The sequence below is a fragment of the Microvirga sp. HBU67558 genome (assembly GCF_018069605.1).
Taxonomy (GTDB): Bacteria; Pseudomonadota; Alphaproteobacteria; order Rhizobiales; family Beijerinckiaceae; genus Microvirga; species Microvirga terrae.
In genome coordinates, this window is record NZ_JAGPUP010000514.1 from 14,730 (window position 1) to 35,308 (window position 20,579).

The window sequence follows — 20,579 nt, forward strand, 5'->3', positions numbered from 1 at the left end:
CGCCTGTCCCACGATGCTTGCGTCTACACGAGCCCGGGATCGATCGCGCTCGGCCGCTCGAGCCAGGCCGGGACGGGCAGGTTCTTCCCGCGCAGGAAATCCGGGTTGAACAGCTTGGACTGGTAGCGCGTGCCGTAATCGCACAGGACGGTCACGATGGTGTGCCCGGGCCCGAGCTCCCGGGCGAGGCGAATGGCGCCCGCGACGTTGATGCCCGACGATCCCCCCAGGCACAGGCCCTCGTGTTGCAGCAGATCGAAGACGATCGGCACCGCCTCCTCGTCGGGGATCTGGAACGCCACGTCGATGGGCGCATCGACCAGGTTGGCCGTGATGCGCCCCTGACCGATGCCCTCCGTGATGGACGACCCCGAGGCCTTGAGCTCGCCGGTCGTGTAGTAGCTGTAGAGGGCCGCGCCCATCGGGTCGGCAAGGCCGATCCGGACGTCCGGGTTGCGCTCCTTCAGCGCCATGCCGACGCCCGCCAGCGTGCCGCCCGTGCCGACCGCGCAGATGAAGCCGTCGACCTTGCCGGATGTCTGCTCCCAGATCTCCGGCCCCGTTGTCTCGATATGCGCCTGCCGGTTCGCCACGTTGTCGAACTGATTGGCCCAGATCGCCCCGTTCGGCTCCGACGCCGCGAGGCGTTCGGCCAGACGGCCCGAGACCTTCACGTAGTTGTTGGGATTGGCATAGGGCACGGCCGGGACCTCGATGAGCTCGGCGCCCGCGAGCCGCAGCATGTCCTTCTTCTCCTGGCTCTGCGTGTCCGGGATCACGATCACCGTCCTGAACCCGAGCGCGTTGGCGACCAGCGCCAGGCCGATGCCGGTATTGCCGGCCGTGCCTTCCACGATGACGCCGCCCGGACGCAGGGTCCCGCGCCTCACCGCGTCCTGAATGATGAACAGGGCGGCCCGGTCCTTCACCGACTGGCCGGGATTCATGAACTCGGCCTTGCCCAGGATGGTGCATCCGGTCGCTTCGGAGGCATGGCGGAGCTTGATCAGGGGCGTGTTGCCGATGGCGGCGGGAACGTCGGGCTGGATGGTCATGGCACTCCCTGCGGGCTGCGAGACGTCGTCGTTGGATGGGAGAACGGGTTTAAACCCATCGGCCTGACAATTCACGGATCATATTCACAAACAATTTATGTGATTAAAAAAGAAAATACAATCCTTGACGTTCTTTATACCGAACCACATTGTTGGGCTCTTGGGATCCGGGATGTTGGCCAGGAACAACCCTCCCCCATCGTGGCCGGGCTTGTCTCGGCCATCCGGACACGGTGAGGCGCAGCGCGTTTCATCGGGATCACCGGCACGAGGCCGGTGACGACGAGCGAGTGTGATTCTGGCCGAGCTCCGGGATCCCGATCCGTAACGCATTCACGAACGCTCAGGAGCGCCCATGTCCAGCTCTGCCGTGGCTTCGCCTCTTTCCGTCGGAAACCGTGCAAGCTTGACCATCAACGCCCCGGCCTCCCTGGCCGCCGCAGCCGGCATCCTCGGCGGCGCGGCCCTCCTGGGCGCCGTCATCAATCCGCGCCAGGCCGCGCTCTACGTGCTCGGCGCGGCGCTCGGGCTCGTGCTCTACCACGCGGCCTTCGGCTTCACCTCGGCCTGGCGCGTCTTCATCGCGGACCGGCGCGGCGAAGGCCTGAGGGCCCAGATGGTGATGCTGGCCATCGCGTCCATCCTGTTCTTCCCCGTGCTCGCCTCCGGCACGCTCTTCGGCCAGCCCGTCGCCGGCAACGTGTCGCCGGCGGGGATCGGGGTGGTGTTCGGCGCCTTCATCTTCGGCATCGGCATGCAGATGGGCGGCGGCTGCGCGTCGGGCACGCTCTACACGGTCGGCGGCGGCTCCACCCGCATGCTGATCACCCTGGCGGCCTTCATCGCGGGCTCCGCCATCGGGGCCGCGCATCTGCACTGGTGGACCGCGCTTCCGAGCCTGCCGGCAATCTCGATCGTCAAGGCCTGGGGGCCCTGGACGGCCCTGGCCGTGCAGCTCGCGGTCTTCGCGCTCATCGCGGCCGTGACCGTGGTCCTCGAGAAGCGCCGCCACGGCCAGCTCGTGCAGCCGGCCCCCTCCCCGCGTCACGGCCTGGCCCGCTTCACCCGCGGGCCCTGGCCCCTGGTGGCGGGCGCGGTCGCCCTGGCGCTCCTGAACTTCGTAACGCTCTATCTCGCGGGCCGGCCCTGGGGCGTGACCTCGGCCTTCGCCCTCTGGGGCTCGAAGATCGCCGCCGCCATCGGGTTCGACGTGGCGAGCTGGCCCTATTGGTCGAGCCCGGCCAACCGGGCCGCGCTCAACAGCAGCATCTTCAACGACGTCACGACCGTGATGGATTTCGGCATCATCCTCGGGGCGCTCCTGGCCGCCTCCCTGGCCGGCCGCTTCGCGCCCACCTGGAAGGTCCCGCTACGCTCCGCCGTCGCGGCCGTCGTCGGCGGCCTGCTCCTCGGCTACGGCGCGCGGCTCGCCTATGGCTGCAACATCGGGGCCTATTTCTCGGGCATCGCGTCCGGGAGCTTCCACGGCTGGGTCTGGCTCGTGGCGGCCTTTGCGGGCAACGTCCTCGGCACGCGCCTGCGCCCGCTCTTCGGCCTCGAGGTGGAGCGCGTGAAGCTCACCGGCTGCTGATCGGCAAGGGGCTGAGATCCGCTCAGCCCCTTTGCATCAAGGAGCGACAGGCGGTCCTGCTTCAGCAGGCGCTCCTGCTTCGGCAGGCAGTCCTGCATCCGGCTGCCTGATCGACCGGATCAGGTGGCCCAGGGCCATGAAATCGCTCTTCCGGGTCGAGGTGCGGCGCCAGGCCAAGCCCACCGTGCGCATGGGCGCGTCCTCGGGAAATTCGATGAGCGCGACTCGCTGCCGGTCGACCTCGGCCTGGGCGCAGAGTTCGGGAAGAAGCGTGATGCCGTGGCCGGCCGCCACCATCTGCATGATGGTGGTGAGCGACGCCGCCCCGAGGGCCCTGCGGGCCTGCATGTTGGCGATGTGGCAGAACTGCAGGGCCTGGTCCCTGAGGCAGTGCCCCTCTTCCAGGAGCAGCAGGCGCTCCTGGCCGATGCGGGTGCGCAGGTCGCTGTCCGCCCAGCCCTGGGCGGCCTGGCTCTGAACGGCGATCAGGAAGCGGTCGTCGAACAGCGCCATGGTCTCCACCTGCGGCTGCTGAATCGGCAGCGCGAGAAGAGCCGCGTCGAGATCGCCCCGCACCAGCTCCTCGACCAGCGCCCCGGTCTGCGTCTCGCGGATCTGGAGGTCGAGGGCCGGGTAGTGCCGGGCCACCTCGGTCAGGATCGCGGGCAGCAGATAGGGGGCGATCGACGGAATGATCCCGAGGCGCAGCGCACCCGTCAGGACGCCCTGATGCTGGCGGGCGAAGTCGGAGAGCTCGCGCACCTGGTTCAGGATCGCCTCGGCCCGGGATGCGATCTCCTGCCCGGTCGGCGTGACCGCAATGGCGTTGCCCCGGCGCTCGACGAGCTCCACGCCGAGCTCCCGCTCGAGTTCCTTGATCTGCATGGACAGCGCCGGCTGCGTGACCGAGCATTGATCGGCCGCCATGCCGAAATGCTTCGTCCGAGCCAGGGCTTCGAAGTAACGTAACTGCCGCAAGGTCACCATGCGATAAGAATATCTGATCGCAATTTGTAATCAATACAATTGGACCTTATCGCCACTCCCCGGCATCGTGCGCGGCATTCAACAGGGACGACCATGACGAAGCCAACCACCATGACCACCACGGCCGGCGCGCCGATCGCCGACAACCAGAACAGCCTGTCGGCCGGGGCGCGCGGGCCGCTGCTCCTCCAGGACTACCAGCTGATCGAGAAGCTCGCGCACCAGAACCGGGAGCGCATTCCCGAGCGCGTGGTCCATGCCAAGGGCTCGGCCGCCTACGGCACCCTGACGATCACCAACGACATCACGCAATATTCCAAGGCCAAGGTCTTCTCCGAGATCGGCAAGCAGACGGAAGTCTTCCTGCGCTTCTCGACGGTCGCCGGCGAGCGCGGCGCGGCCGATGCCGAGCGCGACGTGCGCGGCTTCGCGCTGAAGTTCTACACGGACGAGGGCAACTGGGACATCGTGGGCAACAACACGCCGGTGTTCTTTGTGCGCGATCCCGTGAAGTTCCCCGACTTCATCCGCACGCAGAAGCGCCATCCGGCCACGAACCTGCGTTCGACCACCGCCATGTGGGATTTCTGGTCGCTCAGCCCCGAGACCCTGCATCAGGTCACGATCCTGTTCTCGGACCGCGGTCTGCCGCAGGGCTACCGCTTCATGCACGGCTTCGGCTCGCACACGTACTCGTTCATCAACGAGGCCGATGAGCGCTTCTGGGTGAAGTTCCACTTCAAGTCCATGCAGGGCATCAGGACCTGGACCAACCGCGAGGCCGAGGCCGTGGTGGCCAAGGACCGCGAGAGCGCCCAGCGCGACCTCTACGAGGCCATCGAGGGCGGCGACTTCCCGCGCTGGAAGTTCTGCGTCCAGATCATGCCCGAGACCGACGCGGAGAAGACCTCCTACAATCCGTTCGACGTCACCAAGGTGTGGCCGCATGCGGATTACCCGCTGATCGAGGTCGGCATCCTCGAGCTCAACCGGAACGCCCAGCACTACTTCGCGGAAGTGGAGCAATCCTCGTTCTCGCCGTCGAACATCGTGCCCGGCATCGGCTTCTCGCCGGACAAGATGCTGCAGGGCCGCATCTTCGCCTATGCGGACGCGCACCGCTACCGGGTCGGCACCCACTACGAGGCGCTGCCGGTGAACCGTCCGCGCTGCCCGGTCCATCACTACCATGCGGACGGCTCGATGCTGTTCGACATCCCCAACCGCGGCGACGCCTATTACGAGCCGAACTCGTTCAACGGTCCGGTGCAGACGCAGCGCGCCGCCGAGCCGCCGCTGAAGATCTCGGGCGATGCGGACCGCTACGATCACCGCGCCGGCAACGACGATTACCGGCAGCCGGGCGACCTGTTCCGCCTCATGACGCCGGACGAGCAGGACCGGCTCATGGACAACATCGCGGAAGCCATGCAGGGCGTGCCCGAGGCGATCGTGAAGCGCCAGATCGTGCACTTCTACCTCGCCGACAAGGCCTACGGCCTCGGCGTGGCGGACCGCATGGGCCTCAAGGGCGCCGTGATGATCCAGGCTGCGGAATAAACAAAAGCCGTAGGGGCAAACAGGAAGCGGCCCGGGAGCGATCCCGGGCCGTTTTGTCTTTCCAGGATCGCAGAACCAAAGCCTTATCCTGAGAGGCCGATACACCCACCTCCACGTCATGGCCGGGCTTGTCCCGGCCATCTCGGTTGGAAGGGCTCGGCGTTCCAAACAACCGGGATCACCGGCCTTGTGCCGGTGATGGCGTGAGAGCGGGGACGATGACGCGCGAGCCATCCTGCGTCAGAGCAATCCCTCGCCCTGCAGGAACGGGTTGGTCTGCCGCTCCTGGCCGATGGTGCTCATGGGACCGTGGCCGCAGATGAACGTGATGTCGTCGCCGAGCGGCAGCAGCTTGTCCTTGATCGAGGCGATCAGCGCCTTGCCGTCGCCGCCGGGAAGATCCACGCGGCCGACGGAGCCCTGGAACAAGACGTCGCCCACGAGGGCGAAGCGCTCCTTGGGCGACACGAGCACGACGCTTCCCGGCGAGTGGCCGGGGCAATGCAGCACGTCGAGGGTGAGATCGCCGACGGTGACCGTGTCGCCTTCGTTCAACCAGCGGTCCGGCGTGACCGCGCGGGCTGGAAAGCCATAGGCCTGCCCCTGTTCCGCAAGCCTATCGAGCAGGAAGCGGTCCGCCTCGTGCGGGCCTTCGACCGGAACGCCGAGAGCCTCGCGCAGCTCGGCCGCGCCGCCCGCATGGTCGATGTGGCCGTGCGTGAGAATGATCTTCTCCACGCTCACGCCTGTCTGCGCGATGGCCTCGCGGATCTGGTCGACATCGCCGCCGGGATCGACCACCGCGGCCTTCTTGGTTGTCTCGCACCACAGCAGGGTGCAGTTCTGCTGGAAGGGCGTCACGGGGATGATGGCGGCGCGAATGTCGGGCACGACGGGCTCCTTCTTGGGCGTGATGCAGACATAGGCCCTCGCGCCGGGTCTGGGAAGCCGCTTCACTTGACCTTCCCTCACGGGGCTTCACATAGTCCCGGCACCGAATCACAGCGAGGACAAGAGCATGGAAACCAGGGCCGCCGTGGCGTGGGAGGCTGGCAAGCCGCTCACCGTCGAAACCATCCGCCTGGAGGGTCCCAAGGCCGGCGAGGTGCTCGTGGAGGTGATGGCGACGGGCGTGTGCCACACCGACGCCTACACGCTGTCCGGCCTCGATTCGGAGGGCAAGTTCCCGGCGATCCTCGGCCATGAGGGCGCGGGCATCGTGCGCGAGGTCGGGCCCGGCGTCACCACGCTCAAAGTCGGCGACCACGTGATTCCGCTCTACACGCCCGAGTGCCGCAACTGCAAATCCTGCCTGTCGCGCCGCACCAACCTGTGCACGGCCATCCGGGCCACGCAGGGCCAGGGAGTCATGCCCGACGGCACCTCGCGCTTCCGCTGCGACGGCGAGACCGTGTTCCACTACATGGGCTGCTCGACCTTCGCCAACTTCACCGTGCTGCCGGAGATCGCGCTGGCCAAGGTGCGCGAGGACGCGCCCTTCGACAAGATCTGCTACATCGGCTGCGGCGTCACGACGGGCATCGGGGCGGTGATCTACACCGCGAAGGTGTGGCCCGGCGCGAACGTGGTGGTGTTCGGCTTAGGCGGCATCGGGCTCAACGTGATCCAGGGCGCCCGCATGGTCGGGGCCGACAGGATCATCGGCGTCGACATCAACCCGGCCAAGGCCGAGATGGCGAAGAAGTTCGGCATGACCGACTTCGTCAACCCGAAGGAAGTGGGCAACGACAAGGTCGTGCAGGCGATCGTCGATCTCACCGGCGGCGGCGCGGACTTCTCGTTCGACGCCACGGGCAATACGGACGTGATGCGCCAGGCGCTCGAATGCTGCCACCGCGGCTGGGGCGAGAGCATCATCATCGGCGTGGCGGAAGCCGGCAAGGAGATCGCCACAAGGCCGTTCCAGCTCGTCACCGGGCGCGTCTGGAAGGGCACGGCCTTCGGCGGCGCGCGCGGGCGCACGGACGTGCCCAAGATCGTCGACTGGTACATGGAGGGCAAGATCAACATCGACGACCTGATCACCCACACCATGCCGCTCGAGGAGATCAACACCGCCTTCGACCTCATGCACGAGGGCAAGTCGATCCGCTCGGTCATCGTCTACTGATGGGGACCGGTTCGTTGAGTTTCGAGACCGTCTCGCAGTCGCGCTGCTGCGGCGGCACGCAGTTCGTCTACCGTCACGATTCGCGGGAAACCGGCACGCCCATGCGGCTCGCCGTCTTCGTTCCGCCGCAGGCGGAGACCGGCAAGGTGCCGGTGGTGTGGTTCCTCTCCGGGCTCACCTGCACGGAGGAGAACTTCACCGTGAAGGCGGGCGCGCAGCGGGTCGCCGCGGAACTCGGCCTGATCCTGATCGCGCCCGACACCAGCCCCCGGGGCGAGGGCGTGCCCGACGATCCCGAAGGCGCCTACGATTTCGGCCTGGGCGCGGGCTTCTACCTGGATGCCACCGAGGCGCCCTGGGCCAGAAACTACCGCATGCGCTCCTATCTCGAGCGCGAGCTGCCGGGTCTGGTGGCCGAGGCTCTCCCGGCCGACATGACCCGCCAGGGCATCACGGGCCATTCCATGGGCGGCCACGGGGCACTCACCCTGGCGCTGCGCGATCCTGGACGCTTCAAGGCCATCTCGGCCTTCGCGCCGATCGCCTCGCCCATGAACTGCCCCTGGGGCGAGAAGGCCCTGACGCACTACATCGGGCCCGACCGCTCGGCCTGGCGCGAATACGATGCCTGCGCGCTGATCGAGGGCGGCGCGCGCCTTCCCGACCTGCTGGTGGACCAGGGCACGGCCGACGGCTTTCTGGACAGCCAGCTCAAGCCCCGGCTCCTGGAGGAGGCCTGCGCGCGCGCCGGCCAGCCCCTCACCCTGCGGATGCAGGACGGCTACGACCACTCCTACTTCTTCATCGCGACCTTCATCGAGGACCACCTGCGCTGGCACGCGGAGCGCCTGGGGCCGTAGCGTCCTCAGTCTCGGCCGAACAGCTCCGGATGCCGGAGCTGCAGCGCCTGGACCAGGGCCAGGGTCTTCATGTCGGCGATGGCGCCCTGTTCCAGGAGGCGCACGACCTCGTCGAGGCCGAGCTCCAGCACCTCGATCTCCTCGTGCTCCTCCGCGAGCCCGCCGCCCTCGCCGACCCGGTCGGCCGCCCCGTAGGGCGCCAGGAACAGGTGCAGCCGCTCCGTCGTCATGCCGGGCGCCGACCAGACCGTCCCGACCGGCTCCAGGCCGCCGATGCGAAGACCCGCCTCCTCCATGGCCTCGCGCCGGGCGCAGACCTCCGGCGCGTCCCCGTCGAGCAGGCCCGCCACGGCCTCCAGGAAGTCCGGATGGCCTTCCACGTGCATGACGGGCGCGCGGAACTGCCGGATCAGGATGACCGTACGGGCCCGCGGGTCGTAGGGGAGCACCGCGGCCGCATCGGTGCTGTTCAGAACCTCCCGCGTCATGGTGCGCCCATCCGGCATCTCGACCGTGACCTTGAGAAGCTTGCGCCAGCCGTCATAAACGGTTTCGACCTGTCGGATCCGGTAGCCTGCCACGTCCTGATATCTCCGTTCGATGATGCGAAAAGCTAGGGCATCGTGCGGAAAAGGGGACCCGGTTTTCCGCACGATGCGCCAGCCAAGAGAAGCAGCATCGGACCCGAAAGCAGACCCACTTTTGGGTCCGATGCTTCAGAGACAACACGCGAAGCCCCGAAAGTTATCCCTCAAGCCCCGCTGAAGCAGAGTGCCCTGTTCGAGCGTTAGGAGCAGGCGATGCTGAAGGAGAGTGGCGTGCTGGAAGGTTTGGTTGAGGCCATCAGGCAAAGACAGGCCATCCTGTTTGCGGGTGCCGGCGTGTCCATGACGGTCGGCCTGCCCTCCTGGAGCACCTTGATCGAACATATCGCGCAGGAGCTGGAGATCGACCTGACCGACTTCCGGGGCACGGACCTCAACTATCTCACGCTGGCGGAATATTACCGCCTCAAGCAGGGCAGCATCGGCCCCCTGCGCAGTTGGATGGACCGGAACTGGACCATACCGGAGGAGGCTCTGAAGACATCCCGCGTGCACGAGCTCATCTGCAAGCTCGACTTCCCGATCATCTACACGACGAATTTCGACCGCAACCTGGAAAGCTCGTACGACCTGTACGGCAAGGACTACGTCAAGATCGTCAACGCCAAGGACGTGGCCCGAATCCACGAGGACGTGACGCAGATCGTCAAATACCACGGCGATTTCGACGACGACGGCTCCATCGTCATCGCGGAAACCGATTATCTGGAGCGTCTCTCGTTCGAATCCCCCCTCGACATCAAGTTCCGCTCCGATGCGCTCGGCAAGACGATCCTGTTCATCGGCTACAGCATGACCGATCTCAACATCCGCTTCCTCATGCACCGGCTCTGGAAGACCTGGGCGGATTCGGGCTACGAGCGCGACCGGCCGCAATCCTATGTGTTCATGCTGCGCCCCAACCCGGTCGAGCAGGCGGTTCTGGAGCAATGGGGCCTTCAGGTCCTGACCGAGAAGGAGTGCAAGCCCGAAGCAGCGCTCGAGACCTTCCTGGCCAAGCTTCATAAGGCTGTCGAAGAGGACGGGGCTTGCGCCTGATTGTGCTTCGGCCTCGCGGTGTGCCAATGTGGCGGCCCTTTTCGCTTCCAAGATGATCCCATGGCCGCCGCATCCAAACGCCGTCTGTCCCTTCGCGACGTTCTGACCGACGGGCGCATCGCGCTCATGCTGCCCTTGGGGTTTTCTTCGGGTCTGCCCTTTCTCCTCGTGTTCGGCACCCTCTCGGCCTGGCTGCGGGAGGCCGGGATCTCCCGCACAGAGATCGGCATGCTGAGCTGGGTGGCGCTGGCCTATTCCTTCAAGTTCCTCTGGGCCCCGATCGTCGACCGATACGACGCGCCCGTCCTGTCGCGCCTGCTCGGACGCCGGCGCGGATGGATGGCCCTGTCGCAGATCGTCGTGGCCGTGGGGCTCGTCGGCATCGCGTCCAGCGATCCGCAGACCAGCCTCGGGCTGACCGTGGCGTCGGCCCTGCTCGTCGCCTTCGCGTCCGCCACCCAGGATGTCGTCGTCGACGGATGGCGCATCGACGTCGCGGCCACCGAGCGCCAGGGGATGATGGCCGCCTCCTACCAGCTCGGCTACCGCCTGGCACTGATCTGCGCCGGCGCAGGCGCGCTCTACATCGCGGAATATGTGAACTGGCGAAGCGCCTACTGGACCATGGCGGCCCTCATGGGGGTCGGCCTCGTCGGCACGCTTCTCTCGCCGCGGGTCGACGAGAGCGCCGCCCGTCAGCACGTGCCCTTCGCGGCGGCCGTCATCGAGCCTCTGACCGACCTGTTCCAGCGCAAGGGTCCGATGCTGATCCCGATCCTCGCGCTCATCGCCTGTTTCCGCCTGCCGGATTTCGTGGCCGGCGTCATGGCCAATCCGCTCTATATCGATCTCGGCTTCTCGAAGGCGGACATCGCCGACGTGTCGAAGCTCTACGGCATCTGGGTCGGCATCATCGGGGCCTTCGCGGGCGGCCTGGCCCTCACGCGTCTGGGCCTGTGGTGGACGCTGCTGATCGGCGCCGTCATCGCGGCCTCGTCCAACCTGATGTTCGCCTGGCTGGCGATGGAAGGGGCCGACAAGCTGCTGTTCATCCTCGCGATCAGCGTCGACAACTTCGCCGCAGGCTTCGCCGGCTCCGCCCTGATCGCCTATATGTCCGGCCTCACCTCGCCGGGTTTCGCCGCGACGCAATACGCCCTCCTGAGCTCTCTCTATGCCCTGCCGGGCAAGCTCATCGGCGGCGCATCCGGAGCGGTCGTGGACGCCTATGGCTACCCGCTGCTCTTCACGGCCACGGCCAGCATCGGCATCCCTCTGGTCCTGCTGTGCCTCGTCGTACGCCGGGACACCATGAAGACGGTCGAGGAGAGACGCGCCGCCGACGAACTGGCGGCCGTGCCGGCGGGCGCGGGGTCGCGGGCGTGAGGGATTTGTTCCGCGCTTGTCATCACCGGGCTTGTCCCGGTGATCCCTATGTGAAAGGCGTTGCGCCCATCTGAATCGGCATGGCCGGCACGAGGCCGGCCATGCCGTGGAAAGGTTAGGGCGGGCCGCGTGTCGAGTCTCCGCGGCAGCACCGGGGCAAACCCGGCCATGACGGGCCGATCAGGCGCCCGCGATCAGACCCAGCCACCGTCCACGAGATAGGTCTGCGCCGACATGGCGCTGGAATCGTCCGAGCCGAGGAAGAGCGTGAAGTTGGCGATGTCCTGCGGCACGAGCTTGCGCTTCACGCATTGGCGCTTGAGCAGCTCCGTCTCGCCTTCCGGCGTGAGCCACAGATCGATCTGGCGCTGGGTCATGATCCAGCCCGGCACGAGGCAGTTGACGCGAATGTTCTTCGGCCCGAGTTCACGGGCAAGAGCGCGGGTGAGGCCGATTGCGGCGGATTTCGCCGTCTTGTAGGCCGCAAAGGAATCGTCGCTCACCATGTAGCTCGTGGAGCCCATGTTGATGATCGAGCCGCCGCCCGCCTTCTCCATGTCGGGCAGCACCGCCTGGGCGGCGAAGAACTGGTGATCGAGATTGGTGGCGAAGCGTTCGCGCCAGTATTCCGGCGTCACTTGGTCGATGGTGTGGCGGTCGTCGCGGGCCGCGTTGTTGACCAGGATGGTGATCGGCCCGAGCGCGTCGCTCGCCCGCCGGATCGCCGCCTGGAAGGCGGGAATGTCGCGCACGTCGCTATGCTCGAAATGCACGCGCTCGCCGAGCTCCTTCGCGAGCGCCTGGCCGGCCTCGGCGTTGTAGTCGAGGATCGCCACCTTGCTGCCCTGCGCATGGAAGGAACGTGCGATGCTCTCGCCGATGCCGCTGGCGCCGCCGGTGATGAGAACGGTCTTGCCGTTCAGGGAGCCGTAAGTCGTCTGGGCCATGAATCTCTCTCAATCTGCCTTGGTTTTCTCCCCTCCCCGATGCGGGGAGGAAGTATGGGTTGGGTCACAAAGCCGGCGCGCTACGCTTGCTCGAAATCGACACGTTCTTCCTACCACGTCATCGCCGGTCTTGTACCGGTGATCTCGATTGAGTGAGGCGCTGCGCTTTTCATCATCGGGATGGCCGGGACAAGCCCGGCCATGACGGGACGGTGCTCTCCAATCGAACGATCTCGCACCGCAGCGGGAAGAGGTCGTGCGCCCGGTCAGCTCGCGCCCGGCCCCGGCGTCGCGCCGGGCGGACACTTGCCGAGGATGATCATGCCGAGCACCTCGTCCTGGGTGACGTCCTGCACGTTCGCCGAGCCCACGAGCTTGCCGTTCTTCATCACGCTGACCCGGTCGGCGAGGCCGAACACGTCGTGGATGTCGTGGCTGATGAGGAAGATGCCGATGCCCTCCTTCTTCAGCTGCAGCACGAGGTCGGCGACCTGCTGGGTCTCGGCCGGGCCGAGCGCCGCCGTCGGCTCGTCCATGATGAGCACGCGCGCGTTGAAATAGATCGCCCGGGCGATCGCCACCGATTGCCGCTGGCCGCCGGAGAGCGCCTTCACGGGCTCCTTGAAGCGGCGGAAATGCGGGTTGAGGCGCGCCATGACCTTGCGGGTCTCGGCCTCCATCGTGGCGTCGTCCAGGGTCCCGTAGGGCGTGAGAACCTCGCGCCCGAGGAAGATGTTGCCGGCGGCGTCGATGTTGTCGGCGAGCGCCAGCGTCTGATAGATCGTCTCGATGCCGTAGCGCTTCGCGTCGCGGGGCGTCGCGATGTCCGCATGCTCGCCGTTGACGTAGATCTCGCCCGCATCCGGCCTGTAGGCACCGGACAGGATCTTGATCAGGGTCGACTTTCCGGCGCCGTTATGGCCGAGCAGGCCCACCACCTCGCCGGGACGCAGATCGACCGAGACGCCGTCCACGGCCTTGATGCCGCCGAACGCGATGGAGATGTTGCGCATCTCGACGAGAGGCGTCGTTCCATTCGTGTGCATGATGCGCTTTCCTTACTTGAGGCGGCGGCGATAGAGGCTGTCGACCCAGACCGCCAGCACGAGAACCGCCCCGACCACGATGTTCTGCAGCGGCGTGTCGACGCCCAGCAGCACCATGCCCGATTGCAGCGACTGCATGACGAGGGCACCGAGCATGGCGCCCGCAATGGTGCCGATGCCGCCGGCGAGCGACGTGCCGCCGATCACCGCGGAGGCGATCACGTAAAGCTCGTCGAGGGTACCGGCCGCATTCGTCGCCGCATTGAGGCGCGCGGTCGAGATGCAGGCGGAGATGCCGCAGAGCAGTCCCATCAGGCCGAACACTTTCATGAGCGTCCAGCGGGTGTTGATGCCCGAGAGCTCGGCGGCCTCCGGATTGCCCCCGATGGCGAACACGTAGCGCCCGAATCGCCGGCGCGTGGCGATGAAGGTCATGACGAGCCCCACCACGATGGCGATCAGCACCGGCAGGGCCACGCCCTGCGAGATGAACAGGCCGCCTTCGGGCCAGGCGATGCCGCGGGCCTCGGCCCAGGTCCGGGCCGATCCCATCGGCATGGGATAGGCGTTGAAGATCGCGGCGGTCGCCAGAACGACCCCGCAGGCCACGACGGCGATCACCGCGTCGCCCCAGCCGGGGCGCACCGGAAATCCGAAGCGCAGACGACGCCGGCGGGTCAGGCCCAGGCCCACGATGATGAGGCCGCAGGCCACGGCCGCGATGAACCAGGTGGTGGTGGCGCCGAGCGCGCCTTCCACGCCGCCGCCGAAGGCCTTGAAGCGGGTGTCCATGGGGGCGACGGTCTGGCCGGTCGTGACCCACCAGGCGGCGCCGCGCCAGACCAGCAGGCCGCCGAGCGTCACGATGAAGGAGGGAATGCCGAGATAGGCGATGAGCCAGCCCTGGAACAGGCCGATCAGCCCGCCGGCCACGAGGGCGATCAGCACGGCGAGCGGCGCCGTCAGCCAATGCTCGAGACCGAGATAGGCCGGCAGCCACTGCACCTGGGCGACGCCGATGATCATGCCGACCACGCCCAGGATCGCGCCGACCGACAGGTCGATGTTGCGGGTCACGATGACGAGAACCATGCCGGTCGCCATGACGGCGACGGACGCGGTCTGGACCGACAGGTTCCAGAGATTGCGCGGGGTCAGGAAGACGCCGCCGGACAGGATGTCGAACCCGATCCAGATGATGGCGAGCGCCGCCAGCATGCCGAGCATGCGGACGTCGATCTCGAGCTTCGACAGGAGCGAGCCGGAAGCGGCGCTCGGCGGCGGGGCGGCGGTGGCGACGGGTGCGGTCATGGGAATCACTCGTTCTGCGAAAAGCGTCATTCCGGGGCCGCGAAGCGGAACCCGGAACCCGGGACCACGAGGCGTTGAGGAGAGGCGCGATCATGCGCCTGATCCATCCATGCCGGCGGTCACGGGTTCCGGGCCCGCGCCATCGGCGCGCCCCGAAATGACAGCGTCAGATCAGTTGCAGGCCTTCGCGCTGCCGGCCTTCACGCCCTGGCAGACCACGTCCTTGGACGCCCAGCCGGCATTGATGACCACGTCGAGATTGTCCTTCGTGATCGCCACGGGCGTGAGGAACAGAGCCGTCATGTTCTGCTTCTTCGGGCCGAGGTTCCAGGGCTTCGCCCCCTGGATCTCGCCGAGCTTCTTGCCGCCGGCGAGCTGGACGGCGATCTCCGCGGCGTTGCGGCCGAGTTCGCGGGCGTCCTTGAAGACCGTGACGGTCTGCGTGCCGAGCGCCACCCGGTTCAGGGCCGCCTTGTCGGCGTCCTGGCCGGAGACCGGCACGGAACCGGCAAGGCCCTGCGCGGCGAGGGCCGCGATCGCGCCGCCGGCGGTGCCGTCATTCGCCGCGATCACCGCGTCGATCTTGTTGTTGTTCTTGGTGAGGAACTGCTCCATGTTCCGCTGCGCGTTGGCCGGGAGCCAGCCGTCCGTATAGGCCTCGCCCACGTTCTTGATCTTGCCGGAATCCATGGCGGGCTTGAGCACCTCCATCGAGCCCTGGAACAGGAAGTTGGCGTTCGGATCCGAGCCCGAGCCCTTGATGAACGCGTAGTTGCCCTCGGGCTTGACCTTCAGCACTTCGCGGGCCTGGAGACGGCCGACCTCGACGTTGTCGAAGGTGAGATAGAAGGCCTGCGGAATCTCGATGAGGCGGTCGTAGCCGACGACCGCGATGCCCTCGGCGATGGCCTTCTCGACCGCCGGACGCACCGCGTCGGAATCCTGGGCCAGCACGATCAGCGCCTTGGCGCCGCGGGAGATGAGGCTCTCGATGTCGGTGAGCTGCTTGGCCGGCGAGGATTGGGCATCGGCCGACACATAGGTGCCGCCGGCCTTTTCGACGGCGGCCTTGATGGCGGCCTCGTCGGTCTTCCAGCGCTCTTCCTGGAAGTTCGACCAGCTGACGCCGACGACCGGGCCCTTCTGGGCGAAGGCCGCGGTGGCGGACAGCGCCAGGGCGGCAAGAGAGATGAGTGCGTGTTTCTTCGATAGCATCGGTTTCCTCCTGGACCTTGCGTTCCCTTGCAGGTCCCTCGCTCATGACAGGCTGTCGATCCGACCGGATCGACGGAATGGCTCGCTCCGCCATGCGCTATATTTCGAGCGCGGAAATAATTATCTCAGCCATTGGCGCCTTCAAGCGCCATCGAGCTTATATTTTCGTCTGATACCCATCGATGCCGAAGTTGTTTTATTCATAACTCGAAGAAATGACCGCGATGATCCCGCTCCCCCTCTCCCCCCGCGAAACGGCCCGCCGGCGCCTGCTCGACGCCCTGCGCCGGGAGGGTCCGATGGCCCGGGTGGAGATCGGCCAGCATCTGGGCATGAGCCCGGCGAGCGTCTCCGACCTGACCGCGAGCCTGCTCGACGAGGGGATCCTGGTGGCCGAAGAGACCGCCGACCAGGGCTCCGGCCTGATCCGCGGCCGGCCCAAGACCCGCCTGTACTTCGCCGAGACCCTGGGCTCGGTGATCGGCGTCTGGACCGGGTTCAACCGCATCGAGCTGCGGCTTGTGGACAGCGCCGGGCGCAACCGCGCCAGCCGCCACGTGGAGCGCCCGTTGCGCAATCTCGGCGCGGAGGAGCTGATGGACGTGCTGGCCGGCACGATCACGGCCTTCGCCGAGGAGACCGGCGCCCGCGACGTGAAGGCCGTGGGGCTCGCCTGCCAGGGCTACGTGGACACCAAGGACGGCATCGTCGCCTGGAGCCCGGTGCTCGGCGCCCGCGATCTGCCGCTCGCCTCGGGACTCGGCGACCGGCTCGGCAAGCCGGTTCTCATCGAGAACGACGCCAGCGCCATGGCGTTCGCCATCACGCAGCGGAACTCGGATCTGCGCTCCGGTCGCACCGCCTGCCTGATGGTCGGCGACGGGGTGGGCCTCGGCTTTCTGATCCAGGGCGAGCTCTATCGCGGCGCCCGTTTCGGCGGCAGCGAGTTCGGCCACGTGCGGCTTCGCCGGAGCGGTCCGCAATGCCGCTGCGGCGGGCGCGGCTGCATCGAGGCTTATCTCGCCGACTACGCCCTGCACCGGGACGCCCAGCTCATCGATCACCGCCCGGCTCCGACCCTGCTGCTGCCGAGCGAGGGCGCCATGGGGGCGATCGTCGCGCAGGCCCGGGCGGGCGATCCGGCGCTCCTCAACCTCTTCCAGGCCGCCGGCGAGGTTCTGGGCGACGCGGTCGGGATCCTGATCCAGACGCTCGAGCCCGACCACATCGTCATCTGCGGTCCCGGAACCCGGGCCATGGATCTGCTGCGCCCCTCCTTCGAGGCCGCGCTCGACTCGCAGACCATCCCCGAGCTGAGGGCGCTCGCCGCCATCCATGTGGTGGAATCCTCCATGGACCTGCTGACGGAAGGCGTCGTCATGCAGGCCCTGCGCGAGCTCGACCTCGATCTCGCGCGCCTCAAGGCGGCCTGATCCTGCCTTGAGGCGTAGCCAGGGGCCTCGGAAAACACTATCTGTTACGGGTCGATTTTCTCAACACCTGAGACCTATGCCCTCATCCCGCCCCGTCCAAGCCGGCGACCACGTCTTTCTCGTCGACGGCTCCTCGTTCATCTTCCGGGCCTACTTCCAGTCCATGAACCAGGACCAGAAGTACAATGCCCGCTCGTCGGACGGCATGCCGTCCGGGGCGGTGCGGCTCTTCGTGTCCAAGCTCCTGCAGTTCATGCGCGACGGGGCGGCGGGCCTGCGACCGACCCATCTCGCCATCGTGCTCGACAAGTCCGAGGGCTCGTTCCGCAAGGAGCTCTACGAGGATTACAAGGGCCACCGGCCCGACGCCCCGCAGGATCTGAAGGTCCAGATGCCGATCATGCGCGAGGCGATCCGCGCCTTCGGGCTCGAACCCGTGGAGCTGCAGCGCTACGAGGCGGACGACCTGATCGCCACCTATACCCAGCAGGCGAAGGCCCGCGGGGCGGACGTGCTCATCATCTCGTCCGACAAGGACCTGATGCAGCTCGTCGGCCCGAAGGTGTGCTTCTACGATTTCGAATCGGGCTCCAAGGGCAAGCCGGGCTACCGGCCCGAGCGCAACCTGGACGAGGCCGCCGTCATCGAGAAATGGGAGGGAATCCCGCCGGAGAAGATCGGCGACGTGCTGGCCCTCATGGGCGACACCTCCGACAACGTGCCGGGCGTGCCGGGTATCGGCCTGAAGACCGCCGCCCAGCTGATCAAGGAATACGGCGACCTCGAAACGCTCCTGGAGCGGGCCCCCGAGATCAAGCAGCCCAAGCGCCGCGAGACCCTGATCGCCAACGCGGATACGGCGCGCCTGTCGAAGAAGCTCGTGATGCTCGATTGCGACGCCCCGGTGCCGGTGCCCCTCGACGACCTGCGCCTGCCCGAGCCCGATCCGAAGACGCTGATCGGCTTCCTCAAGGCCATGGAGTTCAACACGCTGACCCGGCGCGTCGCCGAGCTCTACGACGCCGATCCCACGGCGATCGAGCCCGACCCGCGCCTCCTGCCGGGCGGCGAGGCGATCCGCTGGGAGCGCAACGGCGACGGCACCGGCGTGACGGCGCCCACCGACGATGCGGTGCCGTTCTTCGGCAAGGACGATGCGCCGACCGGCGAGGTCGATCCCTTCGCGGGCCTCGACCTGCCGGAAACCGCGACCCTGCGCCGGCCCGTCGAGGGCATCGGCACGCCCTCCCAGGTCGCCGGAAAGCGCGCGACGGAAGCCTCGTCGGTGCCCATCGACGTCACGGCCTACGAGACCGTCACCACCCTCGAGCGCCTGAAGGACTGGGTCGCCCGGGCCCACGCGCAGGGCCATGTGGCGGTCGACACGGAGACGAGCGATCTCGATGCAACCCGCGCCGATCTCGTCGGCGTCTCGCTGGCGCTCGAGCCGGGTCAGGCCTGCTACGTGCCGCTGCAGCACCGGGACGAATCGAACCTGTTCGGCGGCGGCCTCGTCCAGGGCCAGATCCCCGTCGGCGAGGCGCTCGACGTCCTGCGCCCGCTCCTGGAGGATTCCGCCGTCCTCAAGATCGGCCAGAACATGAAATACGACTGGGTCGTGTTCAAGCGCCACGGGATCGAGGTGCGGCCCTACGACGACACCATGCTGATCTCCTACGTGCTCGATGCCGGCAAGGGCTCGCACGGCATGGACGAGCTCTCGCGCCGCCATCTCGGCCACTCGCCGATCAGCTTCTCGGACGTGGCCGGCACGGGCCGGAACAAGGTGACCTTCGACAAGGTCGAGATCTCCAAGGCCACCGCCTATGCGGCCGAGGATGCGGACGTCACGCTGCGCCTGTGGCAGGTGCTCAAGCCCCGCCTCGTCGCGGAACGGCGCGCCACCGTGTACGAGACGCTGGAGCGTCCCATGGTCGACACCCTTGCCCGCATGGAGATGCGCGGCATCATGGTCGACCGGCAGATTCTCAGCCGCCTCTCGGGGGATTTCGCCCAGACCCTGGCGCGGCTCGAGGACGAGATCCACGAGATGGCGGGCGAGAAGTTCGCGCTCGGCTCGCCCAAGCAGATCGGCGACATCCTGTTCGGCAAGATGGGCCTGCCCGGCGCGAAGAAGACCCCGTCCGGCCAATGGGCGACGCCCGCGACGCTCCTCGACGAGCTCGCGCAGGCCGGCCACGAGCTGCCCGCCAAGATCCTCGAATGGCGCCAGCTCTCCAAGCTGAAATCCACCTATACGGACACCCTGCAGGAGCACATGCATCCGGAGACCAAGCGGGTGCACACCTCGTTCTCGCTCGCCGCCACCACGACCGGGCGCCTGTCCTCGTCCGATCCGAACCTGCAGAACATCCCGATCCGCACGGAGGCCGGCAGAAAGATCCGCAAGGCCTTCGTGGCGCCGGACGGCCACAAGATCATCTCGGCCGATTACAGCCAGATCGAGCTGCGGCTGCTCGCGCATATCGCCGACATCCCGCAGCTGCAGGACGCCTTCGCGGAAGGCGTCGACATTCACGCGGCGACGGCCTCGGCCATGTTCGGCGTGCCGCTCGACCAGATGACGCCGGACCTGCGCCGCCAGGCGAAGACCATCAATTTCGGCATCATCTACGGCATCTCGGCCTTCGGCCTCGCCACGCGCCTCGGCATCGGCAACGCGGAGGCCTCGACCTTCATCAAGCAGTATTTCGAGCGCTTCCCGGGCATCCGCACCTATATCGACGAGACGAAGCGGTTCTGTAAGGACAAGGGCTACGTGACGACCCTGTTCGGGCGCGTCTGCCATTATCCGCAGATCCGCTCGAGCAACCCGTCCGAGCGCGCCGGCGTGGAGCGCCAGGCGATCAACGCGCCGATCCAGGGCACCGCCGCCGACATCATCCGCCGCGCCATGGTGCGCATGGAAGACGTCCTGAAAGCCGAGCGCCTCTCCGCCCGCATGCTGCTGCAGGTGCACGACGAACTGGTGTTCGAGGTGCCGGACGACGAGGTCGACGCCTCCCTGCCGGTGATCTCCCGCGTGATGACGGAAGCCCCCTTTCCGGCCATCACCCTGAAGGTGCCCCTCGCCGTGGAAGCCCGCGCGGCGCAGAACTGGGATGAGGCGCATTAGAGCATCGGCTCCGAAAGTGAAGTTGCACGGATGGGATCCATCCGATGCTCATCGTTGAGGCCGGCGCATCGCTCGTCGCAGCCCTGATAGGCCGCACGATTCGCCAGGAAGGCCCGTCATGGTCCGGGCGTTCAGCGTCCCGCAGGAACACCCGCCGATAAGAGGTGCGGCGCTTCTCCGTATCGCATGCGCCGAGCCCGCCCCGGCCGCCCGGAAACCTCTCCACGTCATCACAGGCCCTGTGCCGGTGATCCCGATTGTCTGGAACGCCGCGCCTC

16 protein-coding genes are annotated in these 20,579 nt (G+C 67.2%); 8 read left to right on the top strand and 8 right to left on the bottom strand.

Features of this window, described 5'->3' with window-relative positions; genetic code table 11:
* Positions 1 to 23: 23 nt before the first annotated feature.
* A complete protein-coding gene (locus KBI52_RS14210; RefSeq protein WP_210808257.1) occupies positions 24 to 1,055 on the bottom strand; it encodes a cysteine synthase A in 1,032 nt (343 codons plus the stop codon).
* 355 nt (positions 1,056 to 1,410) lie between these two features.
* Between KBI52_RS14210 and KBI52_RS14215 the strand changes: the two genes are divergently transcribed.
* Positions 1,411 to 2,646 (top strand): YeeE/YedE family protein, encoded by a 1,236-nt coding sequence (locus tag KBI52_RS14215; RefSeq protein ID WP_173946384.1) that lies wholly within the window; start codon positions 1,411 to 1,413, stop codon positions 2,644 to 2,646.
* Positions 2,647 to 2,682: 36 nt separating this feature from the next.
* Here KBI52_RS14215 and KBI52_RS14220 read toward each other — a convergent pair whose 3' ends face one another.
* A complete protein-coding gene (locus tag KBI52_RS14220; protein ID WP_210808259.1) occupies positions 2,683 to 3,633 on the bottom strand; it encodes a hydrogen peroxide-inducible genes activator in 951 nt (316 codons plus the stop codon).
* Positions 3,634 to 3,726: 93 nt separating this feature from the next.
* On the opposite strand from KBI52_RS14220, the gene KBI52_RS14225 reads away from it, so the two are divergent.
* Positions 3,727 to 5,193 carry a catalase gene (locus KBI52_RS14225; RefSeq protein WP_173946386.1) on the top strand — a complete coding sequence of 489 codons (1,467 nt, stop codon included), beginning with the start codon at positions 3,727 to 3,729 and terminating at the stop codon, positions 5,191 to 5,193.
* A 240-nt stretch (positions 5,194 to 5,433) separates the two neighbouring features.
* Here KBI52_RS14225 and KBI52_RS14230 read toward each other — a convergent pair whose 3' ends face one another.
* Positions 5,434 to 6,084: an MBL fold metallo-hydrolase gene (locus tag KBI52_RS14230; RefSeq protein WP_315974905.1), complete on the bottom strand. Its 651-nt coding sequence runs from the start codon at positions 6,082 to 6,084 to the stop codon at positions 5,434 to 5,436.
* 127 nt (positions 6,085 to 6,211) lie between these two features.
* Between KBI52_RS14230 and KBI52_RS14235 the strand changes: the two genes are divergently transcribed.
* Both KBI52_RS14235 and fghA read left to right on the top strand, forming a co-directional pair.
* Positions 6,212 to 7,324 (top strand): S-(hydroxymethyl)glutathione dehydrogenase/class III alcohol dehydrogenase, encoded by a 1,113-nt coding sequence (locus KBI52_RS14235; RefSeq protein ID WP_173946387.1) that lies wholly within the window; start codon positions 6,212 to 6,214, stop codon positions 7,322 to 7,324.
* Between the two features lie 14 nt (positions 7,325 to 7,338).
* Complete coding sequence (gene fghA, locus KBI52_RS14240; RefSeq protein ID WP_247654390.1) at positions 7,339 to 8,184, top strand: S-formylglutathione hydrolase; 846 nt, start codon at positions 7,339 to 7,341, stop codon at positions 8,182 to 8,184.
* A gap of 5 nt (positions 8,185 to 8,189) precedes the next feature.
* Here the strand turns inward: fghA and KBI52_RS14245 are convergent, their stop codons facing one another.
* Positions 8,190 to 8,765 (bottom strand): NUDIX domain-containing protein, encoded by a 576-nt coding sequence (locus KBI52_RS14245; RefSeq protein WP_259060352.1) that lies wholly within the window; start codon positions 8,763 to 8,765, stop codon positions 8,190 to 8,192.
* Between the two features lie 219 nt (positions 8,766 to 8,984).
* Here KBI52_RS14245 and KBI52_RS14250 point away from each other — a divergent pair, with 219 nt between their 5' ends.
* Positions 8,985 to 9,827: an SIR2 family protein gene (locus tag KBI52_RS14250; RefSeq protein WP_210808261.1), complete on the top strand. Its 843-nt coding sequence runs from the start codon at positions 8,985 to 8,987 to the stop codon at positions 9,825 to 9,827.
* 60 nt (positions 9,828 to 9,887) lie between these two features.
* Positions 9,888 to 11,213: an MFS transporter gene (locus tag KBI52_RS14255; RefSeq protein ID WP_247654391.1), complete on the top strand. Its 1,326-nt coding sequence runs from the start codon at positions 9,888 to 9,890 to the stop codon at positions 11,211 to 11,213.
* A 194-nt stretch (positions 11,214 to 11,407) separates the two neighbouring features.
* Here the strand turns inward: KBI52_RS14255 and KBI52_RS14260 are convergent, their stop codons facing one another.
* The 4 genes from KBI52_RS14260 to xylF all read right to left on the bottom strand — a co-directional run bounded on the left by KBI52_RS14260 (position 11,408) and on the right by xylF (position 15,732).
* Positions 11,408 to 12,160: an SDR family NAD(P)-dependent oxidoreductase gene (locus tag KBI52_RS14260; RefSeq protein WP_173946390.1), complete on the bottom strand. Its 753-nt coding sequence runs from the start codon at positions 12,158 to 12,160 to the stop codon at positions 11,408 to 11,410.
* 266 nt (positions 12,161 to 12,426) lie between these two features.
* Entirely contained in the window at positions 12,427 to 13,206 is a 780-nt protein-coding gene (locus KBI52_RS14265) for an ATP-binding cassette domain-containing protein (RefSeq protein WP_173946391.1), read from the bottom strand.
* 12 nt (positions 13,207 to 13,218) lie between these two features.
* Positions 13,219 to 14,517: a sugar ABC transporter permease gene (locus tag KBI52_RS14270; RefSeq protein ID WP_173946392.1), complete on the bottom strand. Its 1,299-nt coding sequence runs from the start codon at positions 14,515 to 14,517 to the stop codon at positions 13,219 to 13,221.
* A 171-nt stretch (positions 14,518 to 14,688) separates the two neighbouring features.
* Complete coding sequence (gene xylF, locus KBI52_RS14275) at positions 14,689 to 15,732, bottom strand: D-xylose ABC transporter substrate-binding protein (protein WP_173946393.1); 1,044 nt, start codon at positions 15,730 to 15,732, stop codon at positions 14,689 to 14,691.
* A gap of 224 nt (positions 15,733 to 15,956) precedes the next feature.
* Between xylF and KBI52_RS14280 the strand changes: the two genes are divergently transcribed.
* Positions 15,957 to 17,165, top strand: coding sequence for an ROK family protein (locus tag KBI52_RS14280; protein WP_210808263.1), 1,209 nt, complete (start codon positions 15,957 to 15,959; stop codon positions 17,163 to 17,165).
* Between the two features lie 76 nt (positions 17,166 to 17,241).
* Complete coding sequence (gene polA, locus KBI52_RS14285) at positions 17,242 to 20,301, top strand: DNA polymerase I (RefSeq protein ID WP_210808265.1); 3,060 nt, start codon at positions 17,242 to 17,244, stop codon at positions 20,299 to 20,301.
* Positions 20,302 to 20,579: the final 278 nt, after the last annotated feature.

Bases quoted from the DNA above. Each gene is read 5' to 3' on its own strand.
- KBI52_RS14210 (WP_210808257.1), bottom strand. From the start codon at position 1,055: ATGACCATCCAGCCCGACGTTCCCGCCGCCATCGGCAACACGCCCCTG.
- KBI52_RS14215 (WP_173946384.1), top strand. From the start codon at position 1,411: ATGTCCAGCTCTGCCGTGGCTTCGCCTCTTTCCGTCGGAAACCGTGCA.
- KBI52_RS14220 (WP_210808259.1), bottom strand. From the start codon at position 3,633: ATGGTGACCTTGCGGCAGTTACGTTACTTCGAAGCCCTGGCTCGGACG.
- KBI52_RS14225 (WP_173946386.1), top strand. From the start codon at position 3,727: ATGACGAAGCCAACCACCATGACCACCACGGCCGGCGCGCCGATCGCC.
- KBI52_RS14235 (WP_173946387.1), top strand. From the start codon at position 6,212: ATGGAAACCAGGGCCGCCGTGGCGTGGGAGGCTGGCAAGCCGCTCACC.
- KBI52_RS14250 (WP_210808261.1), top strand. From the start codon at position 8,985: ATGCTGAAGGAGAGTGGCGTGCTGGAAGGTTTGGTTGAGGCCATCAGG.
- KBI52_RS14255 (WP_247654391.1), top strand. From the start codon at position 9,888: ATGGCCGCCGCATCCAAACGCCGTCTGTCCCTTCGCGACGTTCTGACC.
- KBI52_RS14260 (WP_173946390.1), bottom strand. From the start codon at position 12,160: ATGGCCCAGACGACTTACGGCTCCCTGAACGGCAAGACCGTTCTCATC.
- KBI52_RS14265 (WP_173946391.1), bottom strand. From the start codon at position 13,206: ATGCACACGAATGGAACGACGCCTCTCGTCGAGATGCGCAACATCTCC.
- KBI52_RS14270 (WP_173946392.1), bottom strand. From the start codon at position 14,517: ATGACCGCACCCGTCGCCACCGCCGCCCCGCCGCCGAGCGCCGCTTCC.
- xylF (WP_173946393.1), bottom strand. From the start codon at position 15,732: ATGCTATCGAAGAAACACGCACTCATCTCTCTTGCCGCCCTGGCGCTG.
- KBI52_RS14280 (WP_210808263.1), top strand. From the start codon at position 15,957: ATGATCCCGCTCCCCCTCTCCCCCCGCGAAACGGCCCGCCGGCGCCTG.
- polA (WP_210808265.1), top strand. From the start codon at position 17,242: ATGCCCTCATCCCGCCCCGTCCAAGCCGGCGACCACGTCTTTCTCGTC.